Source organism: Bacillus sp. PAMC28748, assembly GCF_014250415.1.
Lineage (GTDB): Bacteria > Bacillota > Bacilli > Bacillales > Bacillaceae > Bacillus > Bacillus licheniformis.
This window is the reverse complement of the sequence record NZ_CP060192.1, coordinates 1,958,569-1,984,173: the sequence shown is the minus strand read 5'-3', so window position 1 is coordinate 1,984,173 and position 25,605 is coordinate 1,958,569. Positions and strand designations below refer to the sequence as shown.

General features: G+C 44.1%; 24 protein-coding genes and 1 pseudogene. 5 read left to right on the top strand and 20 right to left on the bottom strand.

What is annotated here, in order from left to right; all coding sequences use genetic code 11:
- Nucleotides 1–3 precede the first annotated feature (3 nt).
- Nucleotides 4–294, bottom strand: a complete 291-nt coding sequence (gatC, locus tag H7F26_RS10100; RefSeq protein ID WP_003179590.1) for an Asp-tRNA(Asn)/Glu-tRNA(Gln) amidotransferase subunit GatC — start codon at nucleotides 292–294, stop codon at nucleotides 4–6.
- Nucleotides 295–735: 441 nt separating this feature from the next.
- Here gatC and putP point away from each other — a divergent pair, with 441 nt between their 5' ends.
- Both putP and H7F26_RS10090 read left to right on the top strand, forming a co-directional pair.
- The gene (gene putP / locus H7F26_RS10095; RefSeq protein WP_017474252.1) at nucleotides 736–2,217 is read left to right on the top strand and encodes a sodium/proline symporter PutP; all 1,482 of its coding nucleotides are present in this window, start codon (nucleotides 736–738) and stop codon (nucleotides 2,215–2,217) included.
- 223 nt (nucleotides 2,218–2,440) lie between these two features.
- The gene (locus tag H7F26_RS10090) at nucleotides 2,441–3,133 is read left to right on the top strand and encodes an MgtC/SapB family protein (RefSeq protein WP_003179588.1); all 693 of its coding nucleotides are present in this window, start codon (nucleotides 2,441–2,443) and stop codon (nucleotides 3,131–3,133) included.
- A gap of 315 nt (nucleotides 3,134–3,448) precedes the next feature.
- Here the strand turns inward: H7F26_RS10090 and nagB are convergent, their stop codons facing one another.
- The 16 genes from nagB to H7F26_RS10010 form a co-directional block, all read right to left on the bottom strand.
- Complete coding sequence (nagB, locus tag H7F26_RS10085; protein ID WP_003179587.1) at nucleotides 3,449–4,177, bottom strand: glucosamine-6-phosphate deaminase; 729 nt, start codon at nucleotides 4,175–4,177, stop codon at nucleotides 3,449–3,451.
- Nucleotides 4,178–4,316: 139 nt separating this feature from the next.
- Entirely contained in the window at nucleotides 4,317–5,468 is a 1,152-nt protein-coding gene (locus H7F26_RS10080; protein WP_003179586.1) for a YhfX family PLP-dependent enzyme, read from the bottom strand.
- Entirely contained in the window at nucleotides 5,468–6,694 is a 1,227-nt protein-coding gene (locus H7F26_RS10075; RefSeq protein WP_011197620.1) for a phosphopentomutase, read from the bottom strand. The genes H7F26_RS10080 and H7F26_RS10075 overlap by 1 nt, the downstream gene beginning before the upstream one ends.
- The gene (locus H7F26_RS10070) at nucleotides 6,687–7,835 is read right to left on the bottom strand and encodes an aminotransferase class V-fold PLP-dependent enzyme (protein ID WP_003179584.1); all 1,149 of its coding nucleotides are present in this window, start codon (nucleotides 7,833–7,835) and stop codon (nucleotides 6,687–6,689) included. Before H7F26_RS10070 ends, H7F26_RS10075 begins: the two co-directional genes overlap by 8 nt.
- Nucleotides 7,832–8,716, bottom strand: coding sequence for a phosphotriesterase family protein (locus tag H7F26_RS10065; protein WP_003179583.1), 885 nt, complete (start codon nucleotides 8,714–8,716; stop codon nucleotides 7,832–7,834). The genes H7F26_RS10070 and H7F26_RS10065 overlap by 4 nt, the downstream gene beginning before the upstream one ends.
- Nucleotides 8,717–8,742: 26 nt before the next feature.
- Nucleotides 8,743–10,044, bottom strand: a complete 1,302-nt coding sequence (locus H7F26_RS10060) for a YhfT family protein (RefSeq protein ID WP_003179582.1) — start codon at nucleotides 10,042–10,044, stop codon at nucleotides 8,743–8,745.
- Between the two features lie 144 nt (nucleotides 10,045–10,188).
- On the bottom strand, nucleotides 10,189–10,548 hold the full coding sequence (locus H7F26_RS10055) for a DUF2620 domain-containing protein (protein ID WP_003179581.1): 360 nt from the start codon (nucleotides 10,546–10,548) through the stop codon (nucleotides 10,189–10,191).
- A gap of 12 nt (nucleotides 10,549–10,560) precedes the next feature.
- Nucleotides 10,561–10,926, bottom strand: coding sequence for a PRD domain-containing protein (locus H7F26_RS10050; protein WP_061565911.1), 366 nt, complete (start codon nucleotides 10,924–10,926; stop codon nucleotides 10,561–10,563).
- A 100-nt stretch (nucleotides 10,927–11,026) separates the two neighbouring features.
- Entirely contained in the window at nucleotides 11,027–11,953 is a 927-nt protein-coding gene (gene yhfZ / locus H7F26_RS10045; RefSeq protein WP_017474250.1) for a GntR family transcriptional regulator YhfZ, read from the bottom strand.
- Between the two features lie 188 nt (nucleotides 11,954–12,141).
- Nucleotides 12,142–13,332, bottom strand: a complete 1,191-nt coding sequence (locus H7F26_RS10040) for a CamS family sex pheromone protein (RefSeq protein ID WP_009329137.1) — start codon at nucleotides 13,330–13,332, stop codon at nucleotides 12,142–12,144.
- Nucleotides 13,333–13,347: 15 nt separating this feature from the next.
- Nucleotides 13,348–15,351 (bottom strand): NAD-dependent DNA ligase LigA, encoded by a 2,004-nt coding sequence (gene ligA / locus H7F26_RS10035; RefSeq protein WP_003179573.1) that lies wholly within the window; start codon nucleotides 15,349–15,351, stop codon nucleotides 13,348–13,350.
- A gap of 33 nt (nucleotides 15,352–15,384) precedes the next feature.
- On the bottom strand, nucleotides 15,385–17,604 hold the full coding sequence (pcrA, locus tag H7F26_RS10030) for a DNA helicase PcrA (RefSeq protein ID WP_003179572.1): 2,220 nt from the start codon (nucleotides 17,602–17,604) through the stop codon (nucleotides 15,385–15,387).
- A gap of 59 nt (nucleotides 17,605–17,663) precedes the next feature.
- Entirely contained in the window at nucleotides 17,664–18,350 is a 687-nt protein-coding gene (locus tag H7F26_RS10025; RefSeq protein ID WP_003179570.1) for a heptaprenylglyceryl phosphate synthase, read from the bottom strand.
- 150 nt (nucleotides 18,351–18,500) lie between these two features.
- Nucleotides 18,501–18,812, bottom strand: coding sequence for a YerC/YecD family TrpR-related protein (locus H7F26_RS10020; protein WP_003179568.1), 312 nt, complete (start codon nucleotides 18,810–18,812; stop codon nucleotides 18,501–18,503).
- A 2-nt stretch (nucleotides 18,813–18,814) separates the two neighbouring features.
- Nucleotides 18,815–19,801: a DUF3048 domain-containing protein gene (locus tag H7F26_RS10015; protein WP_025806296.1), complete on the bottom strand. Its 987-nt coding sequence runs from the start codon at nucleotides 19,799–19,801 to the stop codon at nucleotides 18,815–18,817.
- Between the two features lie 28 nt (nucleotides 19,802–19,829).
- Nucleotides 19,830–21,569, bottom strand: a complete 1,740-nt coding sequence (locus H7F26_RS10010; protein ID WP_016886481.1) for an adenine deaminase C-terminal domain-containing protein — start codon at nucleotides 21,567–21,569, stop codon at nucleotides 19,830–19,832.
- Between the two features lie 125 nt (nucleotides 21,570–21,694).
- Between H7F26_RS10010 and H7F26_RS10005 the strand changes: the two genes are divergently transcribed.
- Complete coding sequence (locus tag H7F26_RS10005) at nucleotides 21,695–21,925, top strand: YgaP family membrane protein (protein WP_003179554.1); 231 nt, start codon at nucleotides 21,695–21,697, stop codon at nucleotides 21,923–21,925.
- A gap of 22 nt (nucleotides 21,926–21,947) precedes the next feature.
- Here the strand turns inward: H7F26_RS10005 and H7F26_RS22225 are convergent.
- From H7F26_RS22225 to H7F26_RS09990, 3 genes and pseudogenes are all read right to left on the bottom strand, one after another.
- Nucleotides 21,948–22,192, bottom strand: a pseudogene (locus H7F26_RS22225) (transposase); the annotation flags it as partial.
- 330 nt (nucleotides 22,193–22,522) lie between these two features.
- Nucleotides 22,523–22,969 carry a DUF6376 family protein gene (locus H7F26_RS09995; RefSeq protein ID WP_003179550.1) on the bottom strand — a complete coding sequence of 149 codons (447 nt, stop codon included), beginning with the start codon at nucleotides 22,967–22,969 and terminating at the stop codon, nucleotides 22,523–22,525.
- A 695-nt stretch (nucleotides 22,970–23,664) separates the two neighbouring features.
- Nucleotides 23,665–24,888 (bottom strand): cytochrome P450, encoded by a 1,224-nt coding sequence (locus H7F26_RS09990; RefSeq protein WP_003179546.1) that lies wholly within the window; start codon nucleotides 24,886–24,888, stop codon nucleotides 23,665–23,667.
- 138 nt (nucleotides 24,889–25,026) lie between these two features.
- On the opposite strand from H7F26_RS09990, the gene H7F26_RS21945 reads away from it, so the two are divergent.
- Both H7F26_RS21945 and H7F26_RS21940 read left to right on the top strand, forming a co-directional pair.
- Complete coding sequence (locus tag H7F26_RS21945) at nucleotides 25,027–25,335, top strand: TetR/AcrR family transcriptional regulator (RefSeq protein ID WP_016886205.1); 309 nt, start codon at nucleotides 25,027–25,029, stop codon at nucleotides 25,333–25,335.
- Nucleotides 25,336–25,356: 21 nt separating this feature from the next.
- Nucleotides 25,357–25,605, top strand: coding sequence for a TetR-like C-terminal domain-containing protein (locus H7F26_RS21940; protein ID WP_306453478.1), 249 nt, complete (start codon nucleotides 25,357–25,359; stop codon nucleotides 25,603–25,605).

Here is a 25,605-nt window from a genome sequence, read left to right as displayed (position 1 = left end):
TTATTAGTCCAAGATTGACGGCACGCGGATGTAGCCGTCTTTATGATCAGGCGCATTTTTGACGACGTCTTCAACCGGAAGCCCTTTATCAGGTACATCTTCCCTCATGATATTCTTCATTTGCAATACGTGCGTTGTTGGTTTAACATTCTCTGTATCGACTTCGTTCAGCTCTTCTGCAAATGAAATAATGCTGTCAAGCTGTTCGGTAAACATCGCCGCTTCCTCGTCCGTAATCGCCAGTCTGGCAAGATGGGCGACATGCTTTACTTCTTCTATAGAAATACGCGACATACTAAAAACACCTCCAAGGTTATTCTCGCTTAGTCATATAATACTGATCATATCAAATTTTAGCCTTCTAAATCAACAAAACCGCGATCTTCGCCCCATTTGGCGCCTTTTATTTCATTGTACATGAAAAATTCAGTAAAACGGCACGTACTAATATTCAGAATATTTTTACTTTGTATATCATTTGTAAACGCTTTCATAATGATGCTCATCAAAACCATCACGCCCTTTTTCAATAAAATCGGATGTTTTTCACGGTTGATTGATTGGGAATAGTTTGATAGGTTAGGTAACTAAGTACGATCTAGGCAGCGCCTTAATTCCAATACTTGATCTTTTATAGAGGAGGCCCTGCAATTTTCTTCGTACCCGCAAATCAGTATTGTTGAAAATTTTAAAGAGGTGATGCCACATTATTTTTAAAGAGGAGAGATATGAAACGTGAGTGTTGAAGTATTTATTTCGTTGGGGATTTATTTTGCCGCGATGCTCTTAATCGGCTGGTACTCCTATAGAAAGACATCCAATTTGAATGACTACATGCTTGGCGGCAGAGGTCTTGGGCCTGCTGTTACGGCTTTATCGGCCGGCGCGTCTGACATGAGCGGCTGGATGCTGATGGGACTGCCCGGAGCCATGTATGTGACAGGACTTTCAAGCGCCTGGCTTGCCGTCGGTTTAACAATCGGAGCTTATGTGAACTATTTGGTGGTCGCTCCCCGGCTGCGCACATATACAGAAGTAGCAAACGATGCGATTACAATTCCGGACTTTTTCGAAAATCGGTTTAATGATACAACAAGAATCTTGCGCCTGGCATCAGCCATCGTCATCATGGTGTTTTTCACATTGTACACGTCGGCGGGTATGGTGTCCGGAGGAAGACTGTTTGAAACGGCGTTTGGCCTCGATTATAAAATCGGTCTTTTCTTAACGGCCGCAGTCGTAATTGCCTATACGCTGTTCGGAGGATTTTTGGCCGTCAGTCTGACAGACTTCGTGCAAGGTTTGATTATGTTTATCGCTTTAGTGCTCGTGCCGATCGTTGCCTTTACTCAATTAGGCGGAATTACGCCGACTTTCAATGTGATCGAAGAAATCAATCCAAGCTTGCTCGATTTCTTCAAAGGAACGACCGTCATTAGCATTATTTCATTTCTCGCCTGGGGACTAGGCTATTTCGGTCAGCCGCATATTATCGTCCGCTTTATGGCGATTTCATCCGTAAAAGAACTGAAGCCTGCGCGCCGCATCGCGATGGGCTGGATGATCATCTCCGTAATCGGCGCTCTGCTCGTCGGACTGACCGGTGTGGCGTATGTCCATGAGACGGGTACAGCGCTTAAAGATCCGGAAACGATTTTTATCGTGTTTTCAAAGGTATTAATCCATCCGCTCATCACCGGATTTTTGCTTTCCGCTTTGCTCGCGGCGATTATGAGTACGGTGTCTTCCCAGCTGCTTGTTACATCAAGCGCCATGACGGAAGATTTTTACCGGACGTTTTTCCGGCGCAAAGCTTCGGATAAGGAACTCGTTCTTGTCGGACGTCTGAGCGTTCTGCTTGTCGCCGTCATCGCGATCCTTCTGTCTCTGACACCGAATAACACGATCCTTGATCTGGTCGGCTATGCGTGGGCCGGGTTTGGTTCTGCATTCGGACCCGCCATCCTTCTCAGCTTGTACTGGAAGCGGATGAACCAGTGGGGCGCATTGGCCGGGATGATTACAGGGGCCGTGACCGTGCTGATTTGGATTCTGACCGGCCTGCAGGAGAAGACGGGTATCTATGAAATGATCCCTGGTTTCTTCCTGAGCTTGATTGTCGTTTACGCTGTCAGCATGATCACGAACAAACCGGCAAAAGAGGCAAGAGATATGTTTGAAGAAATGGAACAGACGCATGAGGAAGAACATTCTTAAATGATCAGGTTACGAAAGCCGCCGGGCGATATCCGGCGGCTTTTTTGCTCAGACGGAATTCTTTTGATGCCACGCCGGCAATATAATGATAGGAGTATAGGCTTCTTGCAGATGAATGGTTCCAGGACATCCCCCGGCACTTCAAAAACAGTTGTCCATCCAGGGCGTCTGTGAGAAAATCATATCAATCATATAAGATATTGTCGGAAAGGAGATCATGGGCATGGATTGGCATATTGAAACTGAAACGCTGTTAAAGCTTGGAATCGCAACATTAATCGGAATGGTCATCGGTCTCGAAAGGGAGCTGAAAAACAAGCCGCTCGGCTTAAAAACGTGCATCGTGATTGCGATCAGTTCCTGTGTTCTGACAATGATCAGCATTGATGCGGCATACCATTTTCCAAGGTCGAACAGAATCATGATGGACCCTTTGCGGCTTCCCGCACAAATCATATCGGGGATCGGCTTCATCGGAGCGGGCGTGATTTTACGCAAAAGCAACGACGTCATTTCCGGCCTGACCACTTCAGCGATGATCTGGGGAGCGGCCGGCCTCGGCGTCGCCATCGGAGCGGGCTTTTATAAAGAAGCGTTTGTCAGTCTGATTTTCATTTTAATCAGCGTCGAGTTTTTGCCGTGGATCGTCGGCAAAATCGGGCCCAACCGCTTGCAGGAAAAAGAAATCCGCGTCCGCATGTCCCTGAATGACAAGGATAAACTGACGGATATCTTAAAGGAAATGAAAGCGAAAAAAATCCGGATTCATTCCGTCCGGATCGATGATATGCGCGATAATGAATTTCCGATCATGGAAACGAAAATCATGGTTCATAAGAAAAGGTATGTCACCGATGTCTATTACGATATCAAAGCGATCGACGGCGTTGTCGGAGTTAAATGTGATACGCTGTAAACGCAAGCTTGATTCAAAAGAAGCAGCCGAAAAAAAGGCTGCTTTTTCTTTTATGAATCATCAATATGAACGGTCGGTTCTTGAGGATGATGGCTTCCTCTCGCCTAGAATTGATTATCCACTCTTCTCTCCTTTTCAACTGTTCGAGTAAACAATATGAGGACAATCAAAACCTGTATATGTAAGTCCTTATCAACAAGATGGAAATTTGCTATATTCAGTCGTTTTTTGGCTGATTGATGGCTAGAAGATACCTCAAAGCAATGCCTTGTGTAAATTTTCAATGTAATTAACCGATTTTGTCAGTCATTCAATTTAATGAATTTTATTTAAGGCTGCGTCATCTGCCATCACCGTCACATCTTTATGTTTCCTTAAAATTGAAGCAGGGAACTCTTGGGAGACACGGGTGCTGTTCAGCAGCCGTGCCAAGGCTTCAGATTTTTCATTTCCAGACACGAGCAGAAGGATCCGCTTACTTTCCATTATTGTTTCAATGCCCATTGTTAATGCCTTTGTCGGTACTTCGTCCAAGGAACGAAAGAACCGGGAATTTGCCTGCCGGGTTGATTGATCCAAATCAACGATATGGGTTCTGCTTTTAAAGCTTGTCCCCGGTTCATTAAAACCGATATGACCATTCAATCCCATTCCTAATATTTGTATGTCAATTGCTTTTTCAGAAACAAGTCTGTCGTAGCTGAGGCATTCTTGTTCCAAATCTTCCGCCATCCCATTGGGGATATTGATATTCCTTCGACTAATATCCAGATGTTTGAATAATTTTTCATTCATATAATAATGGTAGCTGTTTTTATTTTCTTTAGCCAATCCAACGTACTCGTCTAAATTAAAAGCAGTAACATTCCTAAATGAAATTTCCTTTTGCCGATACTTTTTTATCAGGCATTTATATAAACCAATCGGTGTCGAACCTGTTGCAAAGCCGATAACAGGATTATTTGAATTTTGAATGAGCTCAGCCATTAGATCAGCCGATTTTCCACTCATTTCTTCATAACCTGATACATGAATAATTTTCACGTTTTTCTCCTTTCCACAAAATAAAATGTCCAAGACTGACTACTGTATTAAACTGCACTGCAAAAAGGCCAAGCATTTTCGCCACACCTTTTTCAGTAAGACAATCCATTATTCAGGCACTTCTGCCGATAACGATCATTCACTCGATTACATTTCCTTTAGAATCATATACACCGATAAGTTCAGGATCTTCAGCAACGTTTTTTAAGATGGCTATATGTGCATTCGTAACAAAGACTTGTGTACGAAAAGCAAATATTGCCGTATCGCCGACTTTTGCTTCAACTGTGTTTAATGAACCGTAATAATCAATATGATCAGGCGTCATTTCAATAGCTTGAACCTTCTTAAGATGATCTTTGTTTGTTCCAACGAGCGCCGCTTTCATATGTGAACGCGGATAGAAACCGCCGCCGAAAACATAAGCATGATGATTAGATATGTGGGACACTTCGGTTACATATACCATCGCAGGCCTTTCTGCAAGTTGTTTCGTTGCATGTATGGGTGTCGTTCCAATTAAAGCATGGCCGGGTTCGCCTTGAGTTGCACCATTTTCCTTTAACAATTTCATTGTTGCACAAGATGTTGCACTTGGCATATTCATCTCAAGCTTTTTATACCCTCTTTCCATTAAAAACGATTTTACGGTTTGCATGGATGCTACATTCGGAGTAACTGCTGGAAGGCCGTCTTGGATCAATATGCAAGGAAAGCTTGTTAAACCTGCAATTTCAAGTCCTTCTAATTGTTCAATCGATTCGATATCCTTAACGATTTGCTCAAAAGTGAACCCTCCCTCTTGACCTTTATATATATAATCCTCTTTGTTTGCGATACGCAAAAAAACTTTTTGTTTTCTTCCCATTTTCTTAGCGACTCTATTAATGTTTTGAGCATTTTCAAGGCTGAAAACCGTAACATAATCAGGATGAAGCTCCAATATTGCGGGTATCATATGAATAGGTATTTGAACAAGATGTCCGACATGCCCAATTTTGATTCCATTTTGGCTGAGTGTGATTGCTTCCCACGGGTCTACAGCAACCGCTTTGCCGATTCCGCTTTCGGCTATAGCTTGTGCCACCAACGGATTACGACCAAATTGCTTTGTCATAAAAAACAGTTCAATATCCTGTTTTCTGGCTTTTTCACTTAACACTTTTGCATTTTTTTTGACGGTGTCCAAGTCTAATACATAAGTGTTAGGTGAAATGATTCCCTGCTGATGAAAACTCAATGCAGCCTCTATTAATTTTTTGTTATATTTTAATGTAGATTCCAAAAACATCAGTATGTCTCCTCTTTTCCTTTTTGCATTAAATGAAGGAATGAACTGCCGTTTTCAGTATTGCGAAGCCCTAGATAATCAGCAGAAGTTGCAGCAATGTCGGATAGCGTTTTTCTTTCCCCGATGTGAACAGGCGATAATTTTTTGTGATAAGCCAGCAAATATGTTTTTTCCCGTGTGTGTTGGTTGTGGCCGATCGTGGGATCATTCCCGTGATCTGCACTAATCATCAGCAGATCCTGATCTGTCATTTTCCGGAGAATTTCCGGCAAATATCGATCTACCATTTCAATCCGATTCGCATAACGGACGGGATTCTGTGCATGTCCGGCCAAATCGGTTTCTTGTACTGTGGCAGCAATCAAGCCTTTTTTGACGCGGTCCATCTCCTGAATAATATCCTTCATGACTTGTTCTGTATCTACACCTGGAAATCTATTTGCACCTTCACAATAAATGATGTCCTGCATTTTTCCGATAAGAGAGACTTCCATTCCCCTATTTCTCGCCAATGTCGGCAACTGATTTTCGGGAGAGATACCAAATCCTAAGTGACGAACTTGATATCCTTGCTTGTATACGTTAGATTTAGGCGAATTCACCCCTATTAATCCGTCTTCTCTTCTTTCAACCGATCTCTGCAAGTGTTCAGGTGTTACGTTTTCTCCTCCAAGAACAATCACGCGATTTACTTTAACATGATGACGGACGCATCTTCCTATTTTCAATACTTCATCAAACGGAATATAATCCAGCGGAGCGCTTACATTATAAATTTGCCCGTAATCTGTTTCGATATTATCAGCCACGACCACTAAATCGTTTACCAATAGATACGGCAAATCTGAATTCGGTATGTTAACTTTATAACCTTGATCTTCCAAAGCGAGTTTAACATGATTGAGATGTTCCGCAAAAGGAGCTAAATATGTCTTTTTAGGCTTTGTTCCCATGATTTCATTATGTCCTTCAAAACTGTCCGCTCCTTGATGCATCAGGTTTAAAACACCATAGCTGGCAATATGATCTGTTTTTTTCAATTTAGGATGGTGCAATATTTTATTAATACCCAATTTTTCGAGATTCGGAATGTTTAAAGAGGGCACCGTATCAAGTATGTGATAGAAAGTATTGGCGCCAACATCTGAAGGATGATAATCGCTTGCATCTTCCATATAACCGACACCTAAGCTGTCTAATATTATGATAATGACTCTTTTATTCATTTATATCATCGCCTTTTGAAGAATTTACGCTGAGATCTTCTGTTGCTCGATGAACGGATGTGTTTAGAATTCTTAAAATGGTCTCAGGACCGCTTCTTAATGGATTAATGCGGATCATTTTTTTTGCCAGTGATGGATCCGCAGATAAAAAAGTGCCAGACACTCTATAAAACATTGGTGCAAACTCGTATTTTGATTCAGCACCTATCGGATGGGGTGCTGCTCCCAATTCATTAGCATGATGAAGCACTTTTTCTGCAATTGGTTTAACAAACTCTACAAGTAAGACTTTTGATTGTGCATTTGCCAAATAAGCCTTTTTAACACCCTTAATGGCTCCATTATTAAGCGAGTGAACTAACTGATCATTGACACTTGCTTGTATTGCCAGCATAACCGGAGCATATATCAGACCCCTTAAAGCTTCTAAAGCTTCATAACCTTGAACTTGGCTTCCGCCTGAATAGTTTATTTTTTCTATTTTTTCTATTAAATTTTTTCTTCCTAAAATGACTCCAATACCTTCCGGACCTAATAGCTTGAACAATGAAAAGGTGGACAAATCGGCTTTGAGTTGCGCTCCAATCTTTTCTGCTTTCATCGCAGCATAGTTGTCATCCGTAATAATAACTAGATCAGAATAAATGGAACGTATTTTTTTTATCGTTTCAGCCAAATCATAATGGTCATCTATTTTTTGCCTCGTATGCTGAATCAATACACCTTTTAACTTCGGGTGTTTGAGGATGGCTTCTTTTATTTGTTCAGAATCGTGAAAATCCGCGTATATTGGCAAGATCCCCATCGACTCTAACGTTGTTTTACTTGTTGGATATATCGGTGCATCATGGACAAGGATCTCGTCACCCGGCTTTAAAAAGCTCATAAAACCAAACCTCAATGCCCCTGTTCCTGCACCACGAACTAACATTGCTTTCTCTGTGCCAAAGAAATCAGCTAGTGTCTCTTCTATTTTTTTTGTGAACCGCGGTTTATTGATTCCTTTTACAACGCCTAAATCGCCAAGTGAAAGCAATTCTTCTCCTCGAAAATGTCTTGTCATGACATCAACCAATTTAAATTGTCTATGCATGGCTTCTTCAATTGATAGGCTATCTAGAGGATAAGTATCCATGCTCATTCACTCTCCCCTTTCATAAAAGCGCGAGGATTTTTAATCAACATCTTATCAATTGATTCACCAGTTATTCCATAGGTTTGCAAGAGAGGGATAAACGTGTCTATCAAATATGAATAGCCCACCCCGCCTTTATATACAAGATGTGATTTTCTTGTGATATCCATGGACAACAGAACCTTGTCTATATACCCTTTATCCTGTATTTTTTTCAATATTTCGGCCCGAACACGATCAGGCATATAATTTTCTTTACCTATTGTATCGAATTCTACATATACACCTTCTCTCAGCATTTTCAATATATAATCGGCATCCCCAGATAAATCAACATGCCCTATCACCACTCGGTTTAAATCAACTTCATGTTTTTTAAAAAATTCTACTTGTTCATGTCCTAATGTTCCTATGGAAGTATGGGTTGATATTGGTTTTTTTGTTTGCTTATGTGCCACAACAACCGCTTCAAAAACTTTTTGTTCGGTTTCCGTCCATTTATTGTAACTTGTTCCAATTTCACCGATGACCTCGGCATTGGCATCTGTTCCTCTAATTCCTTCAACAATCTCCATAATCATTCTTTCTGCCAGCTTTTCTTTCGATTCACGAAACACATGGATCGGGTAAAAAGAATCTTGATAGAAACCAGTTGAAAAGACAATATTAATGCCTGTTTCTTTTGCAACTTTTTGGACGTATGTAATATTTCTCCCCATTCCAATATTCGTAACATCAACAATATTCCGTACGCCCTTTTCGTATAAACTTTTAAATTCTCTGACGGTTTCAGGAAATACATCCAACTTACAATCCTCATTGTTTTTTACTTTGGAAAGGTCTATCGTTGTATGTTCATGCATATAGGTCATTCCGTCTTTCAACATTCGGAAACTTCCCCTCTTTCGATGATTTAGCCAACCTGCCATAAACCGACTGCATAGAGAAGATTAGCGACAATCCCCAACAATATAACTGCAATTGGGCCGACAGCCAATTCAACAAGCGGTTTTGATGCTATTCGGTTTATTAAATAAAATCCAATAACCCAGAAGAAGCCAATGCCAGGAGCAATTTTTTCCCCTGCCATCGCACTGCCAATTAATATAGCCATTCCTAGAACATCTGACAGCGAAGTGCGGATATGCTCTCCCATCTCCCTTACACCAGGCAGTTTGTCCATGCTTTTTGATACTGCGGATAATGATATGACCTCTAAATACATGACTAAAAAGCCCAACAGAAATGCTAAAATCGGTATATCCCTGAAAATAAGACCCACTGCAAATACCAGTGTGGTACCAGCTAAACCATAAACCCCCGTTACGATTGCAGTTGAAAAAACTAAAGGGATGAAACCAATTCCACGTGCAAATGTAGCGATTGCCGCCTCTGTGTAAAGCTCTTTATTAATCAATGCTTGAGGCATTGCATCCACTGCTAAAATCAGCATAGATGATGTTAAAGAAACAAGCCCTCCCATAAGAGCTAATAACCAGCGGTTTTTCTTAATTCGATTTACACGCTCATTAAATATATTCACTAAATTTGCATTAGTAGATTCATCTCCTCCTCTAATTCTCGCTGCATAATAAATCATCATTAACATTCCTGCTAATAAAGCCATCCCTTCAGGACTGAGCGAAATTTCATATCCCGCCGCTTGAAATGTTCCAAACTTTTCGAATAAGAGAAAAGAAGCTAAAGTTACAATTGCAGTGACGGCGGCTTTTTTTAAACCGTGCTGATATCCGACCGCTACAGCTGGAAATACTGTAAATGCGATAATAATAGGCTGGCCAATAAGACTTAAAGAGTCTATAAAATTCACGGGAAACTTGCCAAATAAATCTACTACAAATTGCAATCCTAAAACGATCCCAATACTATAAACGGCACCAATAACTCCTGCAGTTGCCATGCCTATTTTGTTTTCCGGAGTCCAAATGCCAATGATGTCACAAGCCAATAAAATACTGTGTCCAATAATGATTGTTGCTCCTATGGAAAGCGGAATACCAAACCCTATGATTAATCCAAAACTTAATGCAAAGCTTGTTGCAGCAAGCTCCCCTCTTGTCATTCTCCCCTCTAGGTATTCGGGCATAATCGGACGCAAACCATCATTAAATACAGCTACCCCGCGATTGACTAGTATAGAACCTAATGCACCAACAGCCGCTATGACAAGACATTGAATCAAAGAAAGGTCCATTACATTATTCACCTCTATGATTTTTCTCACCTTCTGTACATCATGTCATCCACGCTTCTTTTATTTCGAGCATCCAAGAAAGCGCTTTCCTTAACTGAAAAAAATTTAAGCCTGTATAACAAAATATATATTGGAAAAGTTCGCTTATTTTAATAAATAAGGAATTAAAATGTTTAATATATTTTGTGATGTTGAAGCGGTGAAACCAAAAGCAATTTTGCCGCTTTCTACTTCCTTCTCGATCTCTTCCTTGTTTTTTATGGTACTTGGAGAAGCCAAGGTGACGCATTTATCTTTACCTAATAATGCAATTGCCATTGCAAGAGCACCGCCAGATCCGGTTTCACAGGCGCCAATATAATAATCTGCCTTATTGTTTTTCACAGCCATAACAGCGTCCAAATCACCTTTGACCAATACTTCTACATTATTTCCCCCAATTTCTTTAACAAGTTTTTCAATCGCTTGTTTTTTCAACTGTCCGCCTATTACAATTCTCACCATAATAAAATCCTCCTATTTATTAGATTCTATGACTTTATGAAGATGAAGATAAAAATAAACGAGCTCACCTTCTGGAAGTTCTAGACCTGCCAGTGAATGTATAAAGTCTATCACTTCTTCTATTGCACTTTTATATGGTGTTTCATACATTTCATTGATGATGGCATTTGCAGGAACTTCTTCGCTTTCTCCCTCCTGAATTCTAGTTAAAGCCATCGCCATGTGCGTCCAAAACATTTCAGAGTCTTTGATCACCTCCTTTTTCAGCTTTTCTGATAAGAAAACAAATGTGTTCAATGTTGTGTTGAAAGCATTTTTTGTAATCACTCGACTCGTTAGTAAAATAGACAACTTTTCTTCCAGCTGTATTTGATTCACGCCAGTTCCTCCAATATACTGTATTTAGTATTTTAAATTAGATTTTAAATGCTAACCCATCGCCTCATTTATTGAATGACAAGTCGGATGGGCCGGCATTTTAGTAGCGCGGTATTTTCTCTCCCTTTTCTACGCTTTTTTGGGTGTCTAATATCTGTTTCTCATTAACCAAATTCCACTTTTCTGCTATTTCTTTTTCTCTGTCTCCTTCAATAACAATAACGGCTTCTGTTGTATCCTTGGAAATTTTCTTTGCTTTCGGTGAAAAAAAATCGATTGCTTTAAACGTTTGAATCATTCTTTTGTCATCAGCATTCCAAACTGCTGCATCAATTTGTTTTGAAAGAAGCATATCAAAGAGCTGCATATAATTCACATTGACAAATTCAGCATTTTTGTTTTCAAATTCAGCCAATGTTAATTGTTTCTGATCTAGAGATTCCAAATCAACACCTACTCTTACGCCATCCTTGCCTATTTCCTCATCTGGATGAGCTAAGAAGATTTTATGGGAAGATACATAACTACTTTCCCCGAATTTTTTGAAAATTTTCAAATTTGGATATTCTGCTATGATATGATCTGCCGTCATCTTAGAAACAATTGCAAAATCACTTCTTTTTGTTCGGACTGCTTCGATTCGATTCACTCCGCCACGCATGTAGATCAAGTTAACTGTTTTTCCGGTTGATTCAAACCCTTCCACAATCCCTGTTGCCAGACCCTCATATTTTCTTGAATACGGAAGTGGCATTGAGCCGATTAATGGTGCAATACCTGCAATCTCAAGTAATAAATTGTTATCCTTACTTACCAAAAACGTTCCTAAATGCCCTCTAGCCTCCAAATGAATCGCTTTCATATCAACTAATAAATTCAGCGCACTTTGCACAGTCCCCCTGCCGATGGATAACTTATGACAGTAGTCTGAGATACGGGGAATTTTTTCACCTGCTTTGATATTCATCAATTCTTTAGCAATATTTTTAGCTGCCAAACCATTTTTAGAGTAAAATTTTTCCCACATAATTAATCTTCCTTAAAACAATATACTATATTCTGTATAATCAATTATAAGAGTTGTGTCCTAATTTTGCAATAGTATTTTATTCAGAATACGTTAAGAAAAATTTGTTGGTGCTTCATAAATGAATGATAGGTCTCCATATCCCTTTTCTGCGTAATAAAAGAAGCAGCCAAAGGGCTGCTTCTTTTTTATGAATCATAAATATGGACGGTCGGTTCTTTGTCTCCCGGCTTTTTCAGAATGACGGCTTCCTGCCCGGCTGACGAATTAATGTTGATCTCAACGTTCAGTCCGCTTTTGCCGTAGTAGTCCATCACTTCACCGGTCAAGAACTGGGTAAAGGCGATGACTTCGCTTTTGCCGTAAAACTGCATCGGGATGTTGATTTTCATGTCCTGCATTTGGTCGTCTTTATAGAGAGCCGTGCCGACAACCCCTGTGTAGTTTGGAAAATACGTATCGACTTTGTTTTTAAAGCGTTTGAAGAGCTCCGCGTCATCCGGATGCTTCTCCGAACCTTCTGTTGAAGGGAAGAACGTGTACTCTTCATTGATTTTATCCCAGCCGCCGATCTCGCTTGTCCCTGCTTTCACATCGGTTTTGGCGATAAAGTTTCCAGGGACGATCGATGACTTAGGCGCCTGCTTGTAAAGCATGATCGTCAGCGGAATATTTTTTAGATCATCCATGTTTCTGATCCGTTTCGCCACTTCTTCAGCGATTTTTTCGCCTTCCTGCCTCAGCTTTTTGTCGCTGATGGTCACTTCTTTTTGCGGGTCGCCGACATTTTCGCGGTAGTAGTGGACAGAGTTCAGCGCAAGGCCGATCACGACGCCTCCGAGCTCAATCGTATCCTTGTCTTTGCGGACGAGGTAGTCGTGCTCAAGCATATGGGCGAGGTATATCGGGCTTTCTTCGTTTTGCTTCTCTGTTGATCCGCTTCCGGAAAGGGCCGGGTTCAGTCCGAGGTTTTTGAAGTTTTTATCGTCTTTCTCCGCTTTTTTCAAGTCGTCCCCCGTTTTTTTGCGGGCGAGCCAGCTCGATACCGTATCCTCATCCAGGTATTGTCCTTCTTGAAAAAGGTAATCGTCAGTAGAAAATGAATCTTGCGCAAGGCGCATCATGCCTGTCTCAAATTCATCGATATCCAGCCGCGTATTCAGGCGTTCGGTCGTCAAGCCGCGGGCTTTCCCCGCCTTGAAAGGAAGAACCATTTTATAATAAGAATCGGAGATGTTGTATTTCGGAATGATGGCTTTTTCTTTCGACTTATCCGTTTTCTGCACCATCTCCTGCTCTTCTTCTCCCCCAAAATTCGGCGCACAGGCTGAGAGCATGAGCATACCCGCAGCAGCCGCCAAACATAATATCTTTTTCAATAGAAAACACTCCTCTTATTTCTTTAGCTCACTGATCAGTCTTGCCTCATCCCATACTTCGATGTTTAGGTCTTCAGCTTTCGCCAGTTTGCTGCCTGCCGCTTCGCCGGCAATGACGAGATCGGTTTTTTTGCTTACACTGCCTGTGATTTTTCCGCCGAGCGCTTCGATTTCCGCTTTCGCGTCATTCCGCGACATCTCGCTGAGCTTCCCGGTCAGGACGATCGTTTTCCCCGCAAAATACGAATCGCTCGCTTCAGCGGCCGCTTTTTTCGGGCCTTTATACACGGTGTTGACCCCGAGTTCTTCAAGCTCGTCCAACAGCTTCAGAATCTCTTCTTTTTCAAAATAGGTGACGAGGGCGTCCGCCATCTTGTCGCCGATTTCATCGACTTCGATCAATTCTTCTTTTGTCGCTTTTTTAAGCTTATCGAGCGTTTCAAAATGCATCGCCAGCGTCTTGGCCGCTTTGGCGCCGATGAAGCGGATGCCGAGTCCGAAGAGAAGCCGTTCCAATGAGTTCTTCTTCGATTTTTCAATCGAATTCAATAAGTTGTCGGTCGACTTTTCCCCCATCCGCTCGAGATTGATCAGCTGCTCGCGCGTCAGCTTATACAGATCGGCGACATTATGGACGAGGTCTTCGCGGAACAGCTGGGTGATGACGCGCTCGCCGAGACCATCTATATTCATCGCATTCCGGGAAACAAAATGGATCAGGCCTTCCCTGATCTGAGCCGGACATTCCGGATTAATGCAGCGAAGCGCGACTTCTCCTTCGATTCTGACAAGCTCGCTTCCGCATTCCGGGCATTCCTTCGGCATGTTGAATTCTTTTTCTTTGCCCGTCCGCTGTTCGACGAGGACGTTGACGACCTCCGGAATGATGTCTCCCGCCTTTTTGACGACGACTTTGTCCAGCAGTCTGATATCCTTCTCTTTAATTAAATCTTCGTTGTGGAGAGAAGCTCTTTGGACGGTCGTTCCCGCCACTTTTACAGGTTCGAGAATCGCAGTCGGGGTCACTGCGCCCGTCCGGCCGACGCTTAATTCAATGTCCAAAAGCGTCGTAACAACCTCTTCGGCAGGAAACTTGTAGGCGATCGCCCAGCGCGGGCTTTTCGCCGTAAAGCCGAGCTCTTCCTGCTGGTCAAGGGAATCGACTTTAATGACGATCCCGTCGATTTCATACGGGAGGTCGGCGCGTTTTGTCTTGAGCTCTTCGACAATCTCAATGACTTCTTCGATCGTGCTGCATTTTTTTCTTTCATGATTGGTTTTGAAGCCGAGTTCGTCGAGGAAATCGAGTCCCTGGCTTTGCGTTTCAACGCCCATTTCATCAAGCTCCGCTATACTGTAGACGAAGATATCGAGATTTCGTTTCGCGGCAATTTTCGGATCGAGCTGCCTTAATGAACCGGCAGCGGCGTTCCGCGGGTTGGCGAACGGCTCTTCATCACGTTCGATCCGCGCTTTGTTCAGCAGTTCAAAGGAGCGCTTCGGCATAAAAGCTTCGCCGCGCACTTCAATAGAAAGATCGCGTTTCATTCTGAGGGGAATGTTTCTGATGGTTTTCAAATTTTCCGTAATATCCTCGCCCGTCGTACCGTCGCCTCTCGTCGCACCTCTGACAAATACGCCGTTTTCATAGCGCAGTGAAACAGCAAGACCGTCTATTTTAAACTCGACGTTGTATTCAACGTCTCCGACCGCCTGGCGGACGCGGCGGTCAAAGTCGCGCAGATCTTCTTCATTAAACGCGTTGCCGAGGCTCAGCATCGGCGTTTTGTGCTGCACTTTTTGAAAGGCGTCCAAAACGGCTCCGCCGACGCGCTGAGAAGGAGAGTCCGGCGTTTTCAGGTCGGGATGCTCTTCTTCAAGAGCAATCAGCTCTTTCATCAGCTTGTCATATTCGGAATCAGGCACGCTTGGATCGTCAAGGGTGTGATATTCGTAGTTGTATTTGTTAATCAATGCATGCAGTTGTTCCACACGGCGTTTAGCTGCTTCTTTTTCCATTGGTTTCGTCCTTTCATTTCAGGTCTTTTGCCATTATTGCTTTTCAATTGGCGCAAAGGCCGCGAGAAGACGCTTCACTCCGGTCGGGCTCGGAAAGGCGATGTCAAGCTCTGTCGATTCGCCGGATCCCTTGACGCTGACAACGGTTCCGACGCCCCATTTTTTATGGGAGGCTTTGTCGCCGACTGCCCAATTGACGCCGTCGCCGCCGGTTTTGCTGTACGATGCAGCCGGACGGGTAACGGGGCCTCTCCGCTCGGGCTTTCTTCCAAACGGCGTTTTCAGATCTTTTTTCTTCTCGTTTAGATTGTCCAATAATTCCTCCGGTATTTCCGCAATGAACCTTGATTCCGGGTTCATATTCGTTCTTCCGAACAACGTCCGCATCCGCGCGTTCGTTAAATAAAGTTCTTCCTCAGCCCTCGTGATGCCGACGTACGCGAGTCTCCGCTCTTCTTCCATCTCCGCTTCCTCCATCAGGGAGCGGCTGTGCGGGAACACTCCTTCTTCAAGCCCCATCAGGAACACGACCGGGAATTCGAGTCCTTTTGCAGCATGAAGCGTCATTAAGATGACCGCGTCTTGATTTCCGGTCTCTTCTTCCTTCTGATCAAGCTGATCGATATCGGCGATGAGCGCCAAATCGGTCAAAAAAGCGACGAGCGATTTGTCTTCGCTTTGCTGCTCAAAGTTTTTCGTTACGGAGAGAAATTCGTCGATATTCTCAAGGCGGCTCTGCGCCTCCAAGGATTTTTCCGCTTTCAGCATTTCGCGGTATTCGGTTTTTTCAAGGATTTCTTCCGTAAGCTCTGTGACGGATAAGTATTCCTGCATATTCGTCAGGTTTTCGATCGTCTGTCTGAACTCATCAAGCGCGTTGGCCGCTCTAGCACTGAGGCCGATAAAGTCAACCTGGCCGAGCGCTTCAAATAAAGACATACCGTTCATGTCGGCATAGGCCGCGATTTTATCGACTGAAGTCGCACCGACGCCGCGCTTCGGGACGTTCACGATCCGCGCAAAGCTGATATCGTCGTCAGGGTTTGCGACGAGGCGCAAATACGCGAGGATGTCCTTGATTTCTTTTCTGTCATAGAACTTCGTGCCGCCGACGATGTTGTAGTTGATGTTCGCCTTCATCAGCGTTTCCTCAATGACCCGCGACTGGGCGTTCGTCCGGTACAAAATCGCGATATCTGAGAAGGATCGTTTTCCAGAGCCGACGAGCTCCCTGATTTTGCCCGCGACAAATTGGCCTTCGCCAAATTCGTTGTCGCCTCTGAAGTAGGAGATTTTCGCCCCTTCGTCATTTTCGGTCCAGAGGTTTTTCGGCTTTCTGTTTGAGTTGTTCTGAATCACTTCATTGGCCGCGTTCAATATCCGCTTTGTCGATCTGTAGTTTTGTTCGAGCAGAATGACGCTCGCATTCGGATAGTCTTTTTCAAACGACAGGATGTTGGCGATATCCGCTCCGCGCCATCTGTAGATCGACTGGTCGGAGTCCCCGACAACGCAGATGTTTTGGAAGCGCTGCGCCATTTTTTTGACGAGCAAATACTGCGCCCTGTTCGTATCCTGATACTCATCGACATGAATGTATTGGAATTTCCGCTGGTAGTATTCAAGCACTTCCGGCACCCGGTCAAACAGGACAATCGTCGTCATAATCAAATCGTCAAAATCGAGCGACTGGTTTTTCCGCAGTTTCTTCTGATAATCTTTGTAGACATCGCTGACGACTTGTTCAAAAAAACCGCCGGCTGTTTTCTCGTATTCTTCCGGGGCGATCAACTCGTTTTTCGCACTGCTGATCGATCCTAGTATGCTTCTCGGATCGAATTTTTTCGGATCGATGTTTCTTTCTTTCAGGATTCCTTTAATGACGGAAAGCTGGTCAGACGTATCAAGAATCGAGAAATTCCGGTTGATGCCGATTCTGTCGATGTCTCTCCGCAAAATTCTGACGCACATGCTGTGGAACGTCGAAATCCAGATGTCATCCGCTCCCGGTCCGAGAATGCTTTCCACACGTTCTTTCATTTCTCTGGCCGCTTTGTTCGTAAATGTAATCGCCAGTATGTTCCACGGGGCAACGCGCTTCTCCGCCATTAAATACGCAATGCGGTGCGTCAATACCCGCGTCTTTCCGCTTCCTGCTCCTGCCATGATCAAAAGCGGACCGTCCGTCGTTTTGACCGCTTCCTGCTGCATCTTGTTCAATCCGCTTAATAATTGGTCGCTAATGTAATTCAATTCCGTTCACCGCCTATTCAAACATATGTTCTATTATAAACCAATCCGGTTCGTTGTGCTCATCCTTTTACGGCCTGTACCGTTTTCAGCGCTTCTTCGAAGTTCTCATAAATCGCGTTTCCGACTACGATCACATCGGCGTGTTCAGCCATTTTAACCGCCGTCTCCGCATCTTTGATGCCGCCGCCGTAAAACAGCGTCGTTTCCTGAAGCACGGCTTTCGTTTCCTTAACGGTCTCTGAATCACCCAGCATGCCGCTGTATTCAAGATAAAAGACCGGAAGGCGGAAAAGATGTTCAGCTACGCGGGCGTACGCTTTAATATCCTCAATGTCAAGCTCGGTATCTGCGTTCGTCAAAGCGGCAGCCTTGCAGTCCTGATTCAAAATACAGTACCCTTCAACAACAATCTCTTCCGGCGACATCAGCTCGCCGTATTCTTTCATCGCCTTTTTATGTAAGCCGGCAATCCAGTCTGTATCCCTGCTGTTGAGCACAGTCGGAATAAAATAGAGGTCAAACCCCGGGACGATCGCATCGATCGTCGATACTTCAAGAACGCACGGCACTAAAAAGCGGCGCACCTTTGACATCAGCCGAAGGACGTCATCTTCTGTGACATGGTCGCTTCCGCCGATCAAAACCGCGTCTGTTCCGGATTCGCACAGCTGTTCAAGCTGATCATCCGTAATATCTTTATTCGGATCGAGTTTAAAGACGTGCTTCCACTCGGTAATATCGTACATGAAAAAGCTCCTCCATTCGCGTTCTTACCATTTAAATATTATAACAAATTCAGCCCCTTTCGAAAAACGGATAACAAATAAACGATAAACGGGCAGAAGCACAAAAAAACCGCCGGTGCTCAGTGCCCTGAGCCAGGCGGTTTCATGACATCATGAAGATGATTCAGATTGATTTGCTTTGACGCGGTCCAGCGCCATGATATAAGCGTCATTTCCGTAGTTCAGGCAGCGCTTTACCCTGGAAATGGTCGCGGTGCTCGCTCCGGTTTCCGTCTCAATTTTATGATACGTGTTGCCGTCGCGCAGCATTCTGGCTACTTCGAGCCGCTGAGCCAATGATTGAATTTCATTTATTGTGCATAAATCATCGAAAAAACGATAGCATTCTTCGAGATCTTTTAGTGATAGTATGGATTGAAAAAGCTGGTCCAGCTCTCTCCCGCGCAATTTATCGATCTGCATCTTTACACACCTTCTCCTTTGCTAATAGAAACCTTGCTGAGATCGGGAACGATATTGATCCACGTTTTTCCCGGCACGAACGGAACGGTTTTGCCGTCAGCCGTCGGTATGATCCGGCCGTTTTCGTTCTTCCAGCTGATCCGATGGACTTCCCCGTTTTGCAGAAGGAGTCCTTTTCCGCCTGAACGAAGGTCAATATCCCTTCTCCCGTACGCATCTTTCATATGATGTTCGGCTTCCGCTATTAGAATGTTTTGAAGAACAACCGGTTCTTCTGTTTCAAGGTCTGTTGTCAAAACGCCGTCTGACTTTCTCACATAGCCTTCAACCTTTTTATCATAACCATATTCGACACGGTTTGTAACGGATTTTGTTCCATAGTCTAACCGTATAGAATAAAGCGCATCCGAAGGTTTATCAGGGCTTGCTTTAAAAGTGAGCGGTTCTGTGCGGGTTTCGATGGCATATCCTTTGTCATCTGCTGCTTGCTTTACGTTTTTGTATGATGTGTACGAATTATGCGGCGCTTCCCGAAAATCGGCTCTCCAAAACAGGGTCCCGTCGTGATCCATTCCATTGATATGATCGGCGTCGCCGTTCAACAGGCGGTCTTTTGCCCCCGGACTCCAGCCGTGATGCACAAGGATGCTGTCAAAACCGAGAGCCAAATCAATGAAATACTCCCGGGCGCTGCGGACTGGGCCAACCGCTTCAGGCATATCGCTTTGATAGATCGCCAACAATCGTGTGATCGGTCCTTCACTGAGAGCTTCAATGACAATGTCAGCCTTGCTTAATCCCGACTGCGGCCTTGCTTTTGAATGATTGTTCACCACAACGGCAATGGGCCGCTGCCGAATATCTCCGTCCGCCTTCAACCCTGTCAGCGGATGAATGTTCTTTTCCTTTTCCTGCTGTTCCTGCGACTGGCACGATGCAAGCAGTAAAAGCGAAGCAAAACAAAGCAGTACTCTTACATATCGATTCACCATAGATTAGCTCCCGCTCTTTTATATTTTAACGCATTATCGATGGAAAGAGTACAGTTTTTTTCATCACATCAAAGATCCCTTTCGGCGTCACCCTGATATAAGGCAGATGGGTGCTTTGCAAAAAGAGCAGGGTGTAGATCGGGTCGTCGAACGTATAGCCTCTTTCAAACAGAAGCTCTTTTAACGCTTTTTCCCTTTCAAGCACCTTTTCATACGTCTCAATTGATGCGCCGCCGCTTAAATGAAGAGGAATTTCGTGCAGAATTTTTCCGTTTTCCGCTAATACGATACCTCCTCCGATTTCTTTCATCCGTTTGAAGGCCAAAAGCATGTCTTCCTTGTTTTTGCCGATCGCGATAATGTCTCCCGTTGTCGAATAGGAGCTGACGAAACCTTGGATGCGGGTTGCAAAGCCTTTCAGCATCGTATTGACACGCCACTTTCCGTATTTGTCGAACAGCGAGAGATAGCTTTCATCATGATCAAAAGAAAGCTGGTTCACAGAGTTGTCAATCTCAATCGTATAAGGCTCCATAATGACGGAATTCCTCATTTTCAAGCCGAGCGGCATGGAAAACTGCAAATCATCCATCGTTAGATCATATGAAAGGTTCAGAGGGACAAGACCCCCTTTTTGCCAATCCGGAACTGAAAACGCATTCATATTTATGCCGCCTGATTTGATCAGCCGACCTTTTGCCAAAACCGTCTCCGGATTCGGTTCATCAGGGCTATTCAAAATGTTGAGCGTCGCGTATCTGCCCGGTGCAACCACCCCAAGGATGTCCTCCATATGGTAATACTTCGCGATATTAAACGAAGCCATATTATAGGCGTCGATCAGCGGCACGCCCTCTTCGATGGCGATTTCAATCAGCTTGTTTGTCATGCCTTCTTTATAATAGTTCGGCGTTGCGCCGTCCGTTGTATAAAACATATGGTCATAATGGTGAAAGCCTTCTTCGTGCAGCTCGCGCAAAATTTTTCGCAAATCAGGGCGGATGGAAGACTGCCTCAAGCCGACGTGGTAACCAAGTTCAAGCCGCTTCAGCACTTCCTTTCCAGTCATGGCTTCATGATCGGCGTCAGCGCCGAAAAGCTTCATCTTCGTCAGCGTTTTTTCCGATGCCCCCGGAAAATGGCCCTCGATCCGCTTTCTCCTTCTTTTCGTGCACTGCATGCAATGAAGGATCAGATCATCGCCGTCCAAAAGGCGCGGCCAGCCTGTCATTTCTCCTCCCTGGATGACATCCGGGTGTTCTCCCCAATGTTTTCGGTAATCGATCGATAAGATTTGATCTTCATTCAACACTTCGGTCTGCAAGTCATACCTTGACCACCAATAGTAGTGGACAGGCTGTTTTTTCAGTTCCTCCAGTATAGAAAACGCTTTCTTTTTTCCGCAATGTAAAAGCAGAAACAAGTTGTCATTTACGAATGTGGTCGTTCCAAACTGTGACACATATTCGGCCAAAGTTTGGGGATTATAAATTTGAAAAGGATGTACATGCGGCTCAATATACCCGGGTACAATGTATTTTCCTTCACAATCTATTGTAGTTTTAACAGCCGTCTTCGGCAAGTCACGGCCGACATAAACGATTCTGTCATGATGAATCCATACGTTTGCTGGAATCCATTGCTTTACATACGGGTTCAGTACAGATGCATTTCGTAAAAGGAGCGTTGGCTGCAGCCTTGAACTTACAACATCAACTTGCGATCTGATGTGCTTGTTTTTCCAAATTAAGGTGCGTTCGGACATTCACATACTCTCCTTTACATGTAATGATCCTATGTTAACACATTTACTATCGTCACGCATTACCAATCCGTTACAATTTTTTGAAAAAACACTTTATTTAATTATTTAAATAGGAGGAATAAAGTATGAAGCAAAACATCGGACTGTTTGACGCCGTTTTTCGCATTGCCTGCGGACTGACGATCCTGTCGGCGGCAGCGGCAAAGTTTACGAGAAAACCGTGGTGCAGAATGACGCTTTTCTGCATGTTTATGGGGGCGATGAAGGCCGCTTCCGGCATTTTACGATTTTGTCCCATGACATATGTTTGCCAAACGTATATGAAGCAACAGGGAGAGACTGGCGAACAATCATAAAAAGCACCTTTTATAGGTGCTTTCAGACCGTTGACAAAATAGGTCGGATTTCTAAGATCCGACCTATTTTTGTCCAGTTTATTTTGTTTTTTCGATGAAAAGGCTGGCGATTAGGGCCTTTCCACGTCCAATTCGCCAGTTTTTTAGATTCATGGCAGCGAAAACAAGCATCGCCTGCATGGACAATTTTTTCTTTCCCCGCAGGGTTGTCCAGCGCAGGCCACGCTTGTGTTTTAAATCCGCAAAAACCCGTTCGATGGTTTCGCGCATGGAGCGATGCCCAAACACGTATTGAATCAGAACCATTTTGATCAATACAACGGGATCAATGCTTGGACGTGCTTTTGAAGAATAAAGAGGGGCAACTTTTTCATAAATAAATGAAAAATCCATGGCTTCTTCCATCTTCCTGACCAGTTGATCTTCAGGGACAAGTTCACTTAAGGCAACGACTTCAAGCTGTTTACGCTGATCTTTTGAGTGCTTGGGCAACATAATCTAGATTCCACTCACATTTTTTTAAAAAAGCTTGTCGATGAAGCCACTTTTTATGACTTTGTCGACAAGCCGAAACATCCCAAACCGGGATGCTTTTTTCTATTCGGTCAATTTTTCAATCTGGCCCATCACATCGCTGATCTGCTGAGCGCTTTGCACCAATTCTGACTGCTCCAGCTTCTCGACTGTTAATTTTCCTTCCTCAACACTTTTCAAAACATCCTCAGCGCTTTTTTGCAGTGTTTCATTATGCTTCTCGATGGTGTTATGAACCTCGGCTGCGGCATCAGGAGGGGTTAATTCATTAAAATCGGCTGCAGCCTGCTGGATAGACTCAAGCTGAGTTTCCAACTTTTCTTTTGCACCCGTGTCGTTTACAGCCTGTTCAGCCAAGGAAGGCGCCTCCTCCGCAAATGTCTTCACTTTTTGGATATAGCCGGCCGCTTCATTTGTATAGTTCAATCCGTCATTCACCTGATCAAGCATTCCGCATCCGCCCGCACCTAAAAGGCCCATTCCGGCAAGAACTATAAGAATTCTTTTCATTGTTTGCCTCCTTATCGTTTCTTTTTCATTTTTTCTTTCAAAATCGGAATTAATTTTTCTTTCGCCAAAGGCAGACCTTTCTTCACCAATTCACGCTTCAGCCATTTCCCGAGCTTAGACACGGTCAGTCTCCTTTCCCTTTTGATAAAAATGAAAAAACTCCACCGATTTGGTGAAGTGGATAAACAAAAAGACCTTCACCAAATCAGATTTGGCAAAGGTCTCGCTAACAATTAGATTGCCAGTAAAGCCGAGGATCTAGGACATCCCGTAATGACGACTTTACTGTGACAGCTACTCCCCTTTGGAGTATTCATTTTTATTACTTTCATTTTAAAGCACGAGGCTTATCCAGTCAAATTCCTGCTGACCTGCTTATGCAATGAAAGAAATGCCCTGTCCGTAAAAAAACACCTTCTTGGGAAAGAAGGTGGCAGATTGTTGACGAAATCCTAAAACGGTTTAAAGTTTTAGGATTTCGTCACCTTTTCAGCGTGATTGAAAACCTTGCAGTCTAGGAAGGCCGAGCATCGGAGCGGACTTTCACAGGAGGTGATGACGGCGGCGTTCAGGCAGGACGCCTGGGCGGTTAGCCGCCGATCCTTCCTCTATTCGTGAGCACCGACTTAGCAGGCCTGACAACGAATGCGAGGGTTTGTCGACACGCTGAAAGCACCTTTTCGGTGCTTTTCTAATTAGTTAGGCGCCGTTTCCCCTGCTGACTTCACCCGCAGACGGAAATGTTTCAAGCCGTACATGCTGCTGTCGGCCATCGGCACGACCGCAAGCTTTTCCATCGAGGCATACTGCTTTAAGAGCGCCTCAATGGCGATCGCCGCTTCCAGCCTTGCGAGCGGGGCGCCCAAACAAAAGTGGATGCCGTGCCCAAATCCGATATGCGGGTTCGGATGGCGGTGAATATCAAATTCGTGCGCCCTCTCAAATTTCGTTTCATCACGGTTGGCAGAAGCAAGGAAAGCGATCACACCTTCTCCTTTTTTCAAGCTTACTCCTCTGATCTCGGTATCCTGTTTAACGAAGCGCACAATCATCGGCGCTGGCGCCCGGAAACGGACGGCTTCCTCGACTGCCTGCGGAATCAGTTCAGGATGCCTGGCGAGCTCGTCATACACGCCCGGTGTTTCGAGATTGCTGTAGACCGCATTTGAAACTAAATTCGTCGTCGTTTCATTCCCCGCCATCAAGAGCAGATTGCAAAATGGAACCAATTCATCAGGGGACAGCTTGTCCCCTTCTTGTTCGGCTTTGATCAAAAGCGAAATCAGGTCATTGCCGAGGTTTTGTCTTTTCTCTTCAATCATCTTTTCAAAGAATGCGGTCAGCTCTTCTTCGCCTTGGTCCCTGATGTTTTTCCACTCGTTCACATCTTCCGGCCGATCGCTCTTCGGCAGGCTGACCAACAGGTCGGACCATTCTTTGAAATGATGCTTATACACCGAAGGAACGCCGAGCAATTCCGAAATGACGATTACGGGCAACGGATATGAAAAATCCTGTACAAGGTCGATCTCTTCCCTGCCGCGGACATCAGCGAGCAATTCATTCGTCAGTTCGCGAATGCGCGGCTCCCACTCCTTCATGACGCGCGGTGTAAAAGCCTTGTTGACGATCGATCTGATTCTCGTGTGTTTCGGCGGATCCATGCTGATCATCGTTTTCGCAAACGTATTGCCAGTTCCAAGCTGAGGGAATTGATTTGAAAAAAAGTCTTTGTCGCTGATCACTCTTTTGACATCGTCATAGCGGAACACACTCCACACTTTGCTGTCTTCATCATAGTGAATCGGTGATTCGGTGCGCATTTTTTTATACCACGGAAACGGATCATACGGGTCTTGTCTGTTCTTTCCGTTAATCAGCGCTTTCTGAATGGGGTTCTGCTGTTTTGTTTGACTCAATCGCTTTCACTCCTTCGGTTGCTTGTCAGCTGATTCATGAAGTTCAATATGTTAGTTTTAAATTAATAGATTCCATCTGGCCATTCAACCAACAAATGGAAAAGAAGTGTCGAAAAAGTGATTGAGGAGGCGGCTGAATTGGCTGACAGCTACCGCGGGGACAAGCGGATCACAAAATCGAAAACAAACTTAAAAAAAGCCTTGTTTGAACTGCTTGCTGAAAAAGAATGGGGAAAAATCTCTGTGCAGGATATTACGCAACGGGCAAACTTGAATCGAACGACATTTTATCAGCATTATCAAGATAAATACGATTTGCTTCATCAACATATGAGGGATATGTTTGAGGCGATGAAAGAGGATATTTTTTCGCCGCTTGATATAGATAGCAGCGGGAAAAAGCCAGAAGCATACTGGTATGTGCTGCGCTTTTATCATCATTTGTAACAGAACAGCGGCGATTTTGCGATTATCATCAACAGAAGATATGAGCTGAACATTAAGGAGCTGCTCAATGATTTTTGGAATGACAGCTTTTTGACGGGAATCAAAAAAACGGCAGCTGCTGATACTGACCGCTCAGTGCCTCTCGACATTCAGCGGCGGTTTGTGATTTCCGCCTTCGCGGGCACAGCCGCATGGTGGCTTGAAAACGGCATGCCTTATCCGCCCGAATTGATGGCTGAATCGATGATCAAGATCATCCAAAAAAATTGA

Bases quoted from the DNA above. Each gene is read 5' to 3' on its own strand.
- gatC (WP_003179590.1), bottom strand. From the start codon at position 294: ATGTCGCGTATTTCTATAGAAGAAGTAAAGCATGTCGCCCATCTTGCC.
- H7F26_RS10090 (WP_003179588.1), top strand. From the start codon at position 2,441: ATGGATTGGCATATTGAAACTGAAACGCTGTTAAAGCTTGGAATCGCA.
- H7F26_RS10080 (WP_003179586.1), bottom strand. From the start codon at position 5,468: ATGTTTTTGGAATCTACATTAAAATATAACAAAAAATTAATAGAGGCT.
- H7F26_RS10075 (WP_011197620.1), bottom strand. From the start codon at position 6,694: ATGAATAAAAGAGTCATTATCATAATATTAGACAGCTTAGGTGTCGGT.
- H7F26_RS10070 (WP_003179584.1), bottom strand. From the start codon at position 7,835: ATGAGCATGGATACTTATCCTCTAGATAGCCTATCAATTGAAGAAGCC.
- H7F26_RS10065 (WP_003179583.1), bottom strand. From the start codon at position 8,716: ATGTTGAAAGACGGAATGACCTATATGCATGAACATACAACGATAGAC.
- H7F26_RS10060 (WP_003179582.1), bottom strand. From the start codon at position 10,044: ATGGACCTTTCTTTGATTCAATGTCTTGTCATAGCGGCTGTTGGTGCA.
- H7F26_RS10055 (WP_003179581.1), bottom strand. From the start codon at position 10,548: ATGGTGAGAATTGTAATAGGCGGACAGTTGAAAAAACAAGCGATTGAA.
- yhfZ (WP_017474250.1), bottom strand. From the start codon at position 11,953: ATGTGGGAAAAATTTTACTCTAAAAATGGTTTGGCAGCTAAAAATATT.
- ligA (WP_003179573.1), bottom strand. From the start codon at position 15,351: ATGGAAAAAGAAGCAGCTAAACGCCGTGTGGAACAACTGCATGCATTG.
- H7F26_RS10025 (WP_003179570.1), bottom strand. From the start codon at position 18,350: ATGTACGATATTACCGAGTGGAAGCACGTCTTTAAACTCGATCCGAAT.
- H7F26_RS10020 (WP_003179568.1), bottom strand. From the start codon at position 18,812: ATGCAGATCGATAAATTGCGCGGGAGAGAGCTGGACCAGCTTTTTCAA.
- H7F26_RS10010 (WP_016886481.1), bottom strand. From the start codon at position 21,569: ATGTCCGAACGCACCTTAATTTGGAAAAACAAGCACATCAGATCGCAA.
- H7F26_RS10005 (WP_003179554.1), top strand. From the start codon at position 21,695: ATGAAGCAAAACATCGGACTGTTTGACGCCGTTTTTCGCATTGCCTGC.
- H7F26_RS09995 (WP_003179550.1), bottom strand. From the start codon at position 22,969: ATGAAAAGAATTCTTATAGTTCTTGCCGGAATGGGCCTTTTAGGTGCG.